Origin of the sequence: Streptomyces sp. NPDC050145 (assembly GCF_044460245.1) — a bacterium.
Taxonomy (GTDB): domain Bacteria; phylum Actinomycetota; class Actinomycetes; order Streptomycetales; family Streptomycetaceae; genus Streptomyces.
In genome coordinates this window covers 50,562-62,814 of sequence record NZ_JBITJS010000006.1, presented here as the reverse complement: position 1 = coordinate 62,814, position 12,253 = coordinate 50,562, and the positions used below count along the sequence as shown (strand labels likewise).

Below are 12,253 nucleotides of genomic sequence, written 5' to 3'. Positions count from 1 at the left end.
GCCGTCAAGGTGGATGATGAGACTCACGTCGTCGCGGAGGGCTACGGAATCCGCAGCGGAATCCTTGGGGCAGCAGGGCGGAGGGGGTGTTTCATGGCCGAGCGGGTGCACGTCAGATGTCCGGCCTGCCGGCGCGAGCACCTCTTCGCACCCCCCGTGCTGCCCTGCGCCTGCGGCGCGCCCGTGGCCCCGCCGGTGGTGCGCGGCGCCGATCCGGAGCCGGTGAGCGAGCGGACCTGGGCCGACGACTGGGTCACCCTGCGCTGCCCCGTGTGCGGCCGGCACGACCGCTGGCCGCGCCCCGAGCTGGGCTGCGACTGCGGCACCCTGCTGCGCGTCCCCGTCCAGGGCGACCCCGCCCCCGTGGCCCCCGCGCACATCCCGCTGCCCCGCACGGCGCCCGCGCCCCGGGCCGCGTTCCAGCCCGTCGCCATCCGCACCGCACGCGACGCCGTCACGGCCGCCGCCCTGTATCTGCGCTGGCTCGGCTACGGGGACGTGCGCCGCGCCGACCAGCGCCCGCCGTCCGGCGTCGGGCTCGCCGCGCGCGGGGTCGTCGCCCAGGTCGAGCCGTCGGTGCGGCCCGCGACCCTGCGCGACGTGGAGTGCCTGTGGCTGCAGGCGATGACGGAATCGGCGGCCTGTGTCTACTTCTCGCTGGCCGGATACGCGGACGCGGCCCGCAGCCGCGCGGACGAGCTCGGGGTCCCGCTGTTCGTCCTGGACCTCGCGGGCGTACCGCAGCCGGTGAACAGCCCGGCGGACGAACTCCTCGCGGGCGGGGCGTAGCGGTCCGGCGGCTTCATACTGGGCCGGTGATCATCCGTAGCGCCGAGTCGGCGGACCTGCCCCGGCTCCAGGACATCGAGGTGGCCGCGGGCGAGCTGTTCCGCCCGCTCGGCATGACGAGCGTGGCCGACGACGAGCCGCCGGCCCTCACCGAACTGGAGCGGCTGCGGCGCACGGGCGAGGCCTGGGTCGCGGCCGGGGACGACGGGACGCCGGTCGCGTATCTCGTCGCCGAGGAGGTGGACGGCGCCCTGCACATCGAGCAGGTCACCGTGCATCCGGAGGCCGCCCGGCGCGGCATCGGCCGCGCGCTGATCGAGCGGGCCGCCGTCCGGGCGGGCGAGCGGGGGCTGCCCGCGCTCACCCTCACCACGTTCCGGGACGTGCCGTGGAACGCCCCGTACTACGCGCGGCTCGGCTTCCGCGTGCTCGCGCGGGAGGAGCTGACCGGCGGCCTCGTGCGGATCCGCGCGGCCGAAGCGGCGCACGGCCTCGACCGCTGGCCCCGCGTGTGCATGCGGCGGGACGTGTGAAGGCCCCACCGCACCGACGCCCGTACGGCAGCTACTCGCCGTAGCCCTCGCGGAGTTCGATCTTGCGGACCTTGCCGCTGACCGTCATCGGGAACGAGTCGAGGATCCGCAGCCGGCTCGGCACCTTATAGTGGGCCAGCCGGTCCTTGCAGTACGCGCGCAACTCGTCGAGGGTGAGCCCCTGCTCCGGGTCGCGCAGGATGACGCAGGCGAGGACCTCCTCCCCGTACTTCTCGTCGGGGACGCCCACCACCTGGACGTCGGCGATCCTCGGGTGCGCGTAGAGGAACTCCTCGATCTCGCGCGGATAGACGTTCTCGCCGCCGCGGATGATCATGTCCTTGATGCGGCCGACGATCTGCGCGTAGCCGTCCTCGCGGAGCACCGCGAGGTCGCCGGTGTGCATCCAGCGGCCCGCGTCGACGGCCTCGGCGGTCTTCTCGGGCTCCTCCCAGTAGCCGAGCATCACGCTGTAGCCGCGGGTGCACAGCTCGCCCGCCTCGCCGCGCGGCAGGGTGACGCCGGTGACCGGGTCGACGACCTTGACCTCGATGTGCGGCAGGACCCGTCCGACGGTGCCGGTGCGGCGCTCCAGGTCGTCGTCGCGGCGGGTCTGGAGCGACACCGGCGAGGTCTCCGTCATGCCGTAGCAGATGGACACCTCCGCCATGTGCATCTCGGCGACGACCCGCTTCATCACCTCGACCGGGCAGGGCGAGCCGGCCATGATGCCGGTGCGCAGGCTGCTCAGGTCGTAGGAGGCGAAGTCGGGCAGGTTCAGCTCGGCGATGAACATCGTGGGCACCCCGTACAGCGAGGTGCAGCGCTCGTCCTGGACGGCGCGCAGGGTCGCCGCCGGTTCGAAGGACGGCGCCGGGATGACGATGCAGGCGCCGTGCGAGGTGGCGCCCAGGTTGCCCATGACCATGCCGAAGCAGTGGTAGAAGGGCACGGGCAGACAGACCCGGTCCTCCTCGGTGTAGGCGATGGTCTCGCCCACCCAGAAGCCGTTGTTCAGGATGTTGTGGTGGGAGAGGGTGGCGCCCTTCGGGAATCCGGTGGTGCCCGAGGTGTACTGGATGTTGATGGGGTCGTCGCAGCTCAGCTCGGCCTCGCGGGCGGCGAGCCGGGCCTTGTCCACGGCGCTGCCGGCCGCGACGAGCGCGTCCCAGCTGTCCTCGCCGATGAAGACCCGCTCGCGCAGCGCCGGGCACTCCCCCGCGACCTGGCGGACCAGCTCGCGGTAGTCGGTGCCCTTGTGCCCGGTCGACGCGACGAGGAGGGAGATGCCGGACTGCTTGAGCACGTACGCGAGCTCGTGGGCGCGGTAGGCCGGGTTGATGTTGACCATGATCGCGCCGATGCGGGCGGTGGCGTACTGGACGAGGACCCACTCGGCGCAGTTGACCGCCCAGATGCCGACCCGGTCGCCCTTGCCGAGGCCGCGCGCGAGCAGGCCGAGGGCGAGGCGTTCGACGTCGGCGCCCAGTTCGGCGTACGTCCAGTGGCGGCCGGACGGCACGTCGACGAGCGCCTCACGCTCCGGGAAGGCGGCCACGGCGCGCTGGAGGTTGGCGCCGATGGTGTCGCCGAGCAGCGGCTGCCCGGCGACCCCGTGCGCGTAGGACAGTTCGGTCACCGGAAGTCCTCCTCGCGGTACTCGGCGGACGACCCGGCGGCCGTCGCCTCGCGCAGCTCGATCCGGCGGATCTTGCCGGAGACGGTCTTGGGCAGCTCGCCGAACTCGATCCGGCGCAGCCGCTTGTACGGGGCGAGGACGGCGCGGGAGTGCTCGAAGAGGAGCTTCGCGGTGTCCGGGCCCGGCTCGTACCCCTCGGCGAGCACGACGTACGCCTTCGGGACGGCGAGCCGCAGCTCGTCCGGCGCGGGCACGACGGCCGCCTCGGCGACCGCCTCGTGCTCCAGGAGGGCGCTCTCCAGCTCGAAGGGGCTGATCTTGTAGTCGCTGGCCTTGAAGACGTCGTCGGCGCGGCCCACGTAGGTGAGGTAGCCGTCGGCGTCGCGGGAGCCGATGTCGCCGGTGCGGTAGTAGCCGCCCGCCATGGCCTCGGCGGTGCGCTCCGGGTCGCCGTGGTAGCCGACCATGAGGCCGACGGGGTGGGCGGACAGGTCGAGGCTGATCTCGCCCTCGTCGGCGCCGGGCGCGCCGGTGACCGGGTCGAGGAGCTCGACCTTGAAGCCGGGGCTGGGGCGGCCCATGGAGCCGGACTTGAGGAGCTGGCCGGGGCTGTTGGACACCTGCACCGCGGTCTCGGTCTGGCCGAAGCCATCCCGGATGGTGACGTTCCAGGCCCGCTTGACCTGCTCGATGACCTCGGGGTTGAGCGGCTCGCCCGCGGCGACGACCTCGCGGGGCGGGGTGCGCAGCTGGGTGAGGTCGGCCTGGATGAGCATGCGCCACACGGTGGGCGGGGCGCAGAAGGAGGTGACGCCCGCGCGGTCCATCGCGGCCATCAGCTTCCCGGCGCCGAAGCGCGTGTAGTTGTACAGGAAGACGGTCGCCTCGGCGTTCCACGGGGCGAAGAAGTTGGACCAGGCGTGCTTGGCCCAGCCCGGCGAGGAGATGTTGAGGTGCACGTCGCCGGGGCGCAGGCCGATCCAGTACATGGTGGCGAGGTGGCCGACCGGGTACGAGACGTGGGTGTGCTCGACGAGCTTGGGGCGGGCCGTCGTGCCGGAGGTGAAGTACAGCAGCAGCGCGTCGTCGGCAAGGGTCTCCCCGTCGGGCGTGAAGGTGTCCTCGGCGCCCGCGCTGTCCTCGTACGCGGACCAGCCCTCGTCCGCTGCCCGGGAGCCGACGACGGTCCGGGTGTAGTCGCCGGGCACCTCGGCGAACTTGGCGACGTCCTCGGGGCGCACGATCACGTGCCGGGCGCGGCCGCGCTCGACGCGGTCGGTGAGGTCGGCGGGGCCGAGGAGCGGGGTCGCGGGGATGACGACGGCGCGCAGCTTCATCGCGGCGAGCATCACCTCCCACAGTTCGACCTGGTTGCCGAGCATGAGCAGGATGCGGTCGCCGGCGCCGACGCCCCGGTCGCGCAGCCAGTTCGCGACCTGGTTCGAGCGGCGGCGCAGGGTGTCGAAGGAGAAGCGGGCCTCGTCGCCGGCCTCCTCCACGATGTGCAGGGCCGTCTTCTCGTTGCCGTCGGCGATGGCGTCGAACCAGTCGAGGGCCCAGTTGAAGCGGTCGGGGCGGGGCCAGGCGAAGCCCTCGTACGCGGACTCGTAGTCGCGGGCGTGCTCCAGCAGGAAGTCGCGGGCCGTGCGGAACTGCTCCGTGGGACCGTTTCCCGTCGTCATGTGCGCTCCTGTCGTTCGCTTGTCCCGCGCCGTCGCTCTTGTCCCGCGCCATTGCGGACCGTGCCCGTCATCGTGTAGTCCGTGACACAGGTCTCACTACCCCCGAACGGGGGTGAAGGCGGCAGGGAACTCCGGACAGGACCTGGGAGGGTGACGGTGAGCGCAGAGGCGGCCGACGCGGTCGAGCTACGCGCCGCACTGGTGCGGCTGCGCCGGGGCACGGGACTGCCCGTGGCGTTCGGCGGGATCGTCGCGACGCCGGGGCAGGTGCGGATCGCGGAGCTGAGCGGCGCGGCGACGAACGCGCTGCGCGGGCTCGCGATCGTCGCGGGCAACGGTCTTGGCGGCAAGGCGCTGAGCCTGGCGCGGGCCTGCGCGGTCACCGACTACCGGGACTCGCGGCACATCAGCCACGAGTACGACGGCGCGGTCGAGGCGGAGGGCCTGCGCTCGGTCCTCGCGGTCCCGGTCGTCGTGCACCGCCGGGTGCGGGGTGTCCTGTACGGGGCGCTGCGCTCGGCCCAGCCGCTGGGCGACCGGGCGCTCGGCGCGGCGGTGGCGGCGGCGCGGGACGTGGAACAGGCCCTCGTCGTACGGGACGAGGCGCACTCCCTGCTGGCCGCGGCGGCGGCGCCGGTGGCCGAGGGGCCGGGGGCCTGGGAGGAGGTCCGCGAGGCGCACGGCGCGCTGCGGGCCCTCGCGCCGAGGATCGTGGACCCGGCGCTGCGGGCCGAACTGCTCGCGGTGTGCGGCAGACTGGCCTCGGCGGCGTCCCCGGTGGAGCGGGAGGCGCCGGTGGTGCTCGCGCCGCGCGAGGTGGACGTCCTCACCTGTGTGGCGGCGGGCGCGACGAACGCGGTGGCGGCCGACAGGCTCGGCCTGCGCCCGGAGACCGTGAAGGGCTATCTGCGGTCGGCGATGCGGAAGCTGGGGGCGCACACGCGGGGCGAGGCGGTCGTGGCCGCGCGCCGCGCGGGACTGCTGCCCTGATTCCGCTCTTGCGATCTGAAGGGATGTACCGAGGTGTCGACGGACCGGATCCTGGCGTTCGCGGCGATGTCGCTGCTCGTCATCGTCATTCCGGGGCCGAGCGTGCTGTTCGTGATCGGGCGGGCGCTCGCGCACGGCCGGCGCACGGCGGTGGCGACGGCCCTGGGCAATGTGTTCGGGTCGTATGTGCTGGTCGTGGCGGTGGCGCTGGGGATCGGCTCGCTGGTCGAGCGCTCGGCGGCGCTGTTCGTCGCGGTGAAGCTGGCCGGCGCCGCGTATCTGGTGTGGCTGGGGATCCAGGCGTTCCGGCACCGGCACGCGATGAAGGCGGCGGACATCCAGGGCCCGGCCGGTCCCGCGCGCGGTGATCTGCGCACGCTGCTCGACGGGGCCCTGGTCGGCGTGACGAATCCGAAGGGGATCGTGTTCTTCGCGGCGGTGCTGCCGCAGTTCGTGGACCACGCGGCCGGCCAGGTACCCGCGCAGATGCTGCTGCTCGGGCTGATCCCGATCGGCATCGGCCTGGTCACGGACACCCTGTGGGGGCTGACGGCGTCGGCCGCGCGGAACTGGTTCGCGCGCTCGGACCGGCGCCTGTCGCTGATCGGCGGGACGGGCGGCTTCGCGCTGATCGGGCTCGGCGTGACGGTGGCGGCGACGGGCCGCGCGGACTGAGTGCGGGCGGCTGCCCGGGCTAGGTGCGTACGGTGCCGAAATCGGACTGAGAGCGGGCGGGTGCCCAGGCTAGGTCCGGACGGTGCCGAAATCGACGGTGACCGGACCGGGGGCCTCCAGGACTTCGGCGGTGCGCTCGGCCTCGGCGACGAGTTCCTCGCGCTGGGCGCGGGTCGGGCTGCCGAAGGGCTGCAGGGTGATCCGGGTGCCGTCGGCGGACTCCTTCAGGGTCCACAGGCCGGCGAGGAAGCCGTCGAGGAGGAAGGTCAGGTAGGCCGTGTTGACCTGCCAGTTGAGCCCCTTGTCCGCGGCGTGCACGACTCGGGTGCGGTCGGCGTGCGAGAGCAGCAGGTTGTCGAACTCGGCGAGCAGCCGGGGCGGCGCGGGCACGTCCTCGTCGGGGCGCGGCGCGTCGGGCAGGTCGAACAGCTCGACGCCGTGCTCGTCGCGGAAGGTCACGAGGCGGTCCCGCAGCCGCTCGAAGGCCGGCTTGGTGCGGGTCAGCCCGGCCCACTGCTGGAAGTCCTTGACGGAGGCGGGGCCGAACGCGCCGAGGTAGCGCAGGATCGTCCCGTCGGGCTCGGGCGGCTCGGTGGCGTCCCGGTCCAGCCAGTGCTCGGCGGTCGTCAGGCGCACCCCGCCGCTGCGGCGCCACAGGCCGCGCGGGGTGACCTGGACCAGCGGCAGGGAGCAGCGCGCGGCGATCATGAGCGCCTGCGGGTCCGCGTCCGGCCACTCCTGGAGGAGCCGCTCCCTGATCTCCTTCGGGCTGCGCGGCGCCTCCTCCACGTAGGGGCGGGTCAGGGCCCTCAGCCGCTCGAGATCCACCCCCACGAGCCCCTTGCGGAAGATCTTCAGCTCCCGGTCGCGCGCGTCCTGCACCAGCGGACGCAGCGTCATGCAGTCGTCGGCGGTGTGCAGATGGATGGTCGAGCGCAGGGTGACGAGCCGGGCGACCCGCCGCTGTTCGAGGGCGTCGGACAGGGCGGCGGGGGTGAAGCCGTCGAGGCGGGCGGCGAGCGCGAGATACGGCGGGCGCACCTCCTGCGCCTGGAGCCCCACCAGATGCGTGACGGCGTCCTCGACCGTCATCGGGGCGCGCCGCAGCAGGAGTTGGCGATCCAGGGTGGCCCGTCCCAGGGCGCGGGCGGTGATCGGCTTCGTCGTCATACGGGGACCGTAACGGGAACGAGGACAGCACGTGTCCTCGATGCACCGGCCGGGTCGGGTCACTTTCGCTGGTTACGCTGCCCGGGGACCGGACGGCGGCGGATGGAGCGGGCATGGCGCGACGGCAGGGGCGGACGGGCGAGGGCGGCGGCGGGGCGCGCCGGTACTCCTGGCGCCGCGGCGCGGCACCGGAACCGGCGGCGGGGCCGGCCCCCGCGCCCGCCGACACCCCGGCGCCGGCGCGCGAACCGGCGGACACCGTCGTGCACGCGGCGCTGTACCGCGACGGGGTCCGGGTGGCGAGCCCCGAGTCCCTGACGGACACGTACCGCCAGCTGCGCGAGCGTCCGCGCACGATGGCGTGGATCGGCCTGGCCCGCCCGACCGAGGCCGAACTCAAGTCGCTGGCCGCCGAGTTCGACCTGCACGAACTCGCCGTCGAGGACGCCCTCGAAGCACACCAGCGCCCCAAGCTGGAGCGCTACGGCGAGACCCTGTTCGTGGTCCTGCGGGCCGCCCGCTACCTCGACGCGCCCGAGGAGGTCGACTTCGGCGAACTGCACGTCTTCGTCGGACCCGACTTCCTCATCACGGTCCGGCACGGCGCGGCCCCCGACCTCTCCTCCGTCCGCCGCCGCATGGAGGCCAGCCCCGACCTGCTGCGGCTCGGCCCGGAGGCGGTCCTGTACGCGATCCTGGACGCGGTGGTCGACGGCTACGCGCCGGTCGTCGACGGCGTCCAGAACGACATCGACGAGATCGAGACCGAGGTCTTCTCCGGCGCCCCCGAGGTCTCCCGCCGCATCTACGAACTCTCCCGCGAGATGGTCGAGTTCCAGCGCGCGACCCGCCCCCTCATCGGCATGCTGCACGGCCTGATGGCGGGCTTCGCGAAGTACGGCACGGACGAGGAACTCCAGCGCTATCTGCGCGACGTCGCCGACCACGTCACCCACACCAGCGAACGCGTCGACGGCTTCCGCCAGGCCCTCGCCGACATCCTGACGGTGAACGCGACGCTCGTCACGCAGCAGCAGAACGCGGAGATGAAGGCGATGGCGGAGGCGGGCTTCGAGCAGAACGAGGAGATCAAGAAGATCTCGGCGTGGGCGGCCATCCTGTTCGCCCCCACGCTCGTAGGCACCATCTACGGCATGAACTTCGACAACATGCCAGAGCTGGGGTGGGGGTTCGGGTATCCGTTCGCGATCGGGCTGATGGGGGTGGTCTGCGTCAGCCTGTACGTGATCTTCAAGCGGCGGGGGTGGCTGTGACGGCGGGTGAGTCCAGGTAGGCAGGTCCGTCGCCCCGGACATCAATCGATCACGTCGGGGCAAGACAGAGGCGGAAGCTGTCGACGGACCGACCACCGGTGCCGGAACCCGTCGAAGAACGTGACGGGGGAGGCGACAACAGGTGGGATGGCGCGAGGAGATCTCTACCGCGTTGGGGGAGCTGGTCGCGAGCATGGGCGGCACCGGGAAGCGACCACGCTGGCAGCGCATCGGGCGCGCGATCCGCACCGGTGAGGCGGGCTGGTACTCGGTAGACACACGCGGCTGGGAGATCGCACCGGACCAGCTGGACACGCTGAGGCTCGCCGGCCGGGAACCCGACGGCATCGAGGCCGAGGGTTTCTCTGTCGGGGAGACCGTACAGAACGGTTCCTTGCTCACGTTGAAGGTCGCCGAGTTCGCCGATGTGACGGATCCTCACCTGTGGGTGCTCAAGCAGCCGCCGACCTTCCTCGTCGAGGCTCTGCGTGACGGCATCACCGGGATCGGAGAAGCTCCGCTGGCGAGCGCCTTGGCCACCGGCTCCATCGGCGGTACGTCGTCACCGGACCTCGACCCTCCGGGATTCCATCCCGCCCAGGCAGATGCCTACCGCGCATGTCTCGGCGAGGGCGTCCACCTGGTCTGGGGCCCACCCGGTACCGGCAAGACCACCGTGCTCAAGCGAGCCATCGGAGATCTGATCGCTCGAGGCGAGCGGGTCTTGCTGGTCTCGGCCACCAACATCGCCGTCGACAACGCCCTATCAGGTGTGGTTAAGGAGAACCGGCACAATCCCGGTGACATCGTCCGCGTAGGCCCTCCGCAGCTACCGGAGGTGGCCGACAACCCTGAGGTGTCCCTGCCGCTCATGATCCGCGAGCGCCTCACGGAAGCGGCCGAACGCCGGAGCCGGGTCGAGGCGGAGCTGGTGGGCATCCGGGCCCGTGCCGCGGAACTGGCTTCTCTGGACGCGGCGCTCGTGCGCTTCGATCCGCCTGCGTATTTTGCCGCTCTCACATTGCTGGGTGCCTCAGGCCAGGACCCTGCCTCCTTGCAGGACCGGGCAGCCACGGTCACGCCACTCGTGAAAGACGCCGTCGCGGCACGGGATACCGCACGGTCGGCAGTGGTGGCGGCCGAGCGACGCAGCAGCGCGGCGGAGGATGCTCGCCGGGGGTGGAGCGAGGTCGACCGCCTGCGCAAGCAGCAGTCGCGCGTCCTCAAGGCGGCAGAACGCAAAGAGGCCGACGCTCTGATGGCGGAGGACCACCTCCGGGGTCTGCAGGAGGAGCTGGAGCAACTGCATGCCCAGCGCCGTGTGGCCAGGTGGCGTGCCCGGGAGAAGCGGCAGGAGCTCATCGAGCGGATAGCCCTCGCCCATGACGACACCGAACGCGAACGCAGTGCTGCACAGACCGCTCGCATCACGGCGGATACCTACGTGACCGCAGTGGAAGCCCAGCTGACAAAGCTGATCGCCGGCATCACCCTCACGCCCCAGCAGATCAAAGCCTTGGAGCGGGAACTCACCTCTGCTCGTTCTGCCTACACGTCGGCGCTCGGCCTTGTGGCCGCACGTCGGCAGGAAGCCGACGACCTGGAGCAGGCGGTGCTCCGCGCGCAGGAGGCAGGGGCCCTCACCACCCTCGCCGACCAGCACGACTGGCCTGCCAGATACGCCGCCGCCGAGCGCCTGCGTCCTCAGGTGGAAGCCGATGCTGCTGAGCGAGGCGCGCTTGAAGACCAGTTCCGAGAGACCCAGCAGGAGTACGAACGACTCGCCCGCAATGCCCAGGGCGAGATCATCAGGAACGCCAAGCTGGTAGCCACCACCCTTGCTCGATTCCGCACGAACAAGGCTGTGTTCGAGGGGCCGTACGACGTCGTACTGGTCGACGAAGCAGGCGCGGCGACGCTGCCCGAGGTCATCCTCGCGACAGCAAGAGCGACCCGCACCGCCGTACTGCTCGGTGATTTCATGCAGCTCGGTCCAGTCATCGAGTCGCAACTCAAAGACCTGGACCGGCCCGATGTCAAGCGCTGGCTGCTCCCTGATGTCTTCCAGCACTGCGGCATTCGGGACCCGGATGACGCACTGCGCCATCCGGCCTGCATCGCCCTGTCCGAGCAACACCGCTTCGGTCCGGCCGTGATGAGGCTGGCGAACTCCCTCGCATACGGCGGCATGCTTGAGGGTGGCGGGCAGGTTACGGCTCCACGGCCACCGGACGATCCCGAAATCGTCATCGTCGACACCGACGGCCTCCACGAACTGGCGAGGGCGCACCTGACCGGAAGCCGCAGCGGTTGGTGGCCGGCCGGATCCCTCATCGCCAGAGCCTTGGTGGAGTACCACCGCGACCGGGGCGAGGAGACGGGAATCGTCACGCCTTATGGTTCCCAGGCGAACGCGACACTGGAGGCCCTGCGCGACGTGGAGAAGGACGGTGGCCCGCTGGCGGAAGTGGGTACGGCGCACCGCTTCCAGGGTCGGGAGTTCCCCGTCGTCGTCTTCGACACGGTCGAGGGCGAGTACGGCAGGGACTTATGGATGTCCCTCGCGCACCACGGCTCAGGCGCCTCCGACTGGTTACAGGACGGTGTACGCCTGTTCAACGTCGCGGCCACCCGCGTGCGAACCCGCCTCTACGTCATCGGCAGCTGGGAGCGCATCAGCTCGGCGAAAGACGGAAAGGTGTTCACTCACCTGGCCTCCTTGGTCGGCACACCCGGGGTGCGGCGGCTACGTGCCAGCCACCTCATCACTCCGCCGAGCGAGCCCACCCGAGATCTCGGCGCATTCGGAGCGGATCTCGCCGATGTCCTGGCTCGCCACGTCGAAGTATCCACTGTCGACGACGAGCTGGCCTTCTTCAGCACCTTCGAGGAGGAGATCCGTAGTGCCCGCGTGTCCGTGTGGCTGTGGGCGCCGTGGGTGGCCAACCGTGTGCGCAGCATCCTGCCCCTCCTGCGCGACGCGGCCCAACGCGGTGTGCGCGTGACCGTGTTCATCCGCGACGACACCGATCAGGTCCAGGGCCGGTCGGCCAATCAGAGCCTGATCGCGGACCTTCAGGCCGTCGTCGACACGGTCATCCGCGTCAATGTCATGCACCAGAAGATCGTGGTGATCGACGAACAGACCGTGATGATCGGGAGCCTCAACGCGCTGTCGCAGTCCTGGACCCGTGAGGTCATGCTGACGATGCGCGGCGGCTGCTTCGCTCGCAGAATGCTGCAGCACGAGCACTCGGAGGAATTCGCCAAGCCGCCGAAGTGCGCCCGCTGTGGCGGTACCAGCATCGAGCTGCGTCGTCGCAAGAACGGCACCTGGTTCTGGCGCTGCTACGACACGACCTGCAAGACAGGGCCGAACGGCAGAAGCAACGCCTGGAATCTGGACATCCAGCTCGGCAACGGTCGACGGTGAGCGCTTGACGGCCAGGTACGGCACGCAGACGCTCACCGCGGTCGATATGGCTGCGCTGGTCGGTCGAG

9 protein-coding genes are annotated in these 12,253 nt (G+C 71.4%); 6 read left to right on the top strand and 3 right to left on the bottom strand.

The features are described from left to right. Positions 1-93 precede the first annotated feature (93 nt). Positions 94-789 carry a hypothetical protein gene (locus tag ACIBTU_RS13775; protein ID WP_399126280.1) on the top strand — a complete coding sequence of 232 codons (696 nt, stop codon included), beginning with the start codon at positions 94-96 and terminating at the stop codon, positions 787-789. A 26-nt stretch (positions 790-815) separates the two neighbouring features. Further along, positions 816-1,322, top strand: coding sequence for a GNAT family N-acetyltransferase (locus tag ACIBTU_RS13770; protein ID WP_399126279.1), 507 nt, complete (start codon positions 816-818; stop codon positions 1,320-1,322). 31 nt (positions 1,323-1,353) lie between these two features. Here the strand turns inward: ACIBTU_RS13770 and ACIBTU_RS13765 are convergent, their stop codons facing one another. Together ACIBTU_RS13765 and ACIBTU_RS13760 are read right to left on the bottom strand one after the other, a co-directional pair. Then, positions 1,354-2,961 (bottom strand): AMP-binding protein, encoded by a 1,608-nt coding sequence (locus ACIBTU_RS13765; RefSeq protein WP_399126278.1) that lies wholly within the window; start codon positions 2,959-2,961, stop codon positions 1,354-1,356. After that, positions 2,958-4,643, bottom strand: coding sequence for an AMP-binding protein (locus tag ACIBTU_RS13760; protein WP_399126277.1), 1,686 nt, complete (start codon positions 4,641-4,643; stop codon positions 2,958-2,960). The genes ACIBTU_RS13765 and ACIBTU_RS13760 overlap by 4 nt, the downstream gene beginning before the upstream one ends. 156 nt (positions 4,644-4,799) lie before the next feature. On the opposite strand from ACIBTU_RS13760, the gene ACIBTU_RS13755 reads away from it, so the two are divergent. Beyond that, positions 4,800-5,633 (top strand): response regulator transcription factor, encoded by an 834-nt coding sequence (locus ACIBTU_RS13755; RefSeq protein WP_399126276.1) that lies wholly within the window; start codon positions 4,800-4,802, stop codon positions 5,631-5,633. A gap of 66 nt (positions 5,634-5,699) precedes the next feature. Beyond that, positions 5,700-6,308 (top strand): LysE family translocator, encoded by a 609-nt coding sequence (locus ACIBTU_RS13750; RefSeq protein WP_399126572.1) that lies wholly within the window; start codon positions 5,700-5,702, stop codon positions 6,306-6,308. Between the two features lie 69 nt (positions 6,309-6,377). On the opposite strand, the gene ACIBTU_RS13745 is transcribed toward ACIBTU_RS13750, so the two are convergent. Further along, a complete protein-coding gene (locus ACIBTU_RS13745) occupies positions 6,378-7,478 on the bottom strand; it encodes a winged helix DNA-binding domain-containing protein (protein ID WP_399126274.1) in 1,101 nt (366 codons plus the stop codon). A gap of 113 nt (positions 7,479-7,591) precedes the next feature. Between ACIBTU_RS13745 and ACIBTU_RS13740 the strand changes: the two genes are divergently transcribed. Together ACIBTU_RS13740 and ACIBTU_RS13735 are read left to right on the top strand one after the other, a co-directional pair. Continuing rightward, positions 7,592-8,752, top strand: coding sequence for a magnesium and cobalt transport protein CorA (locus ACIBTU_RS13740; RefSeq protein WP_399126273.1), 1,161 nt, complete (start codon positions 7,592-7,594; stop codon positions 8,750-8,752). Between the two features lie 142 nt (positions 8,753-8,894). After that, a complete protein-coding gene (locus ACIBTU_RS13735) occupies positions 8,895-12,185 on the top strand; it encodes an AAA domain-containing protein (RefSeq protein WP_399126272.1) in 3,291 nt (1,096 codons plus the stop codon). Positions 12,186-12,253: the final 68 nt, after the last annotated feature.

What these genes read in the sequence shown, in the direction of transcription:
- ACIBTU_RS13760 (WP_399126277.1), bottom strand. Translation starts at nt 4,643, where the DNA reads ATGACGACGGGAAACGGTCCCACGGAGCAGTTCCGCACGGCCCGCGAC.
- ACIBTU_RS13750 (WP_399126572.1), top strand. Translation starts at nt 5,700, where the DNA reads ATGTCGCTGCTCGTCATCGTCATTCCGGGGCCGAGCGTGCTGTTCGTG.
- ACIBTU_RS13740 (WP_399126273.1), top strand. Translation starts at nt 7,592, where the DNA reads ATGGCGCGACGGCAGGGGCGGACGGGCGAGGGCGGCGGCGGGGCGCGC.
- ACIBTU_RS13745 (WP_399126274.1), bottom strand. Translation starts at nt 7,478, where the DNA reads ATGACGACGAAGCCGATCACCGCCCGCGCCCTGGGACGGGCCACCCTG.
- ACIBTU_RS13775 (WP_399126280.1), top strand. Translation starts at nt 94, where the DNA reads ATGGCCGAGCGGGTGCACGTCAGATGTCCGGCCTGCCGGCGCGAGCAC.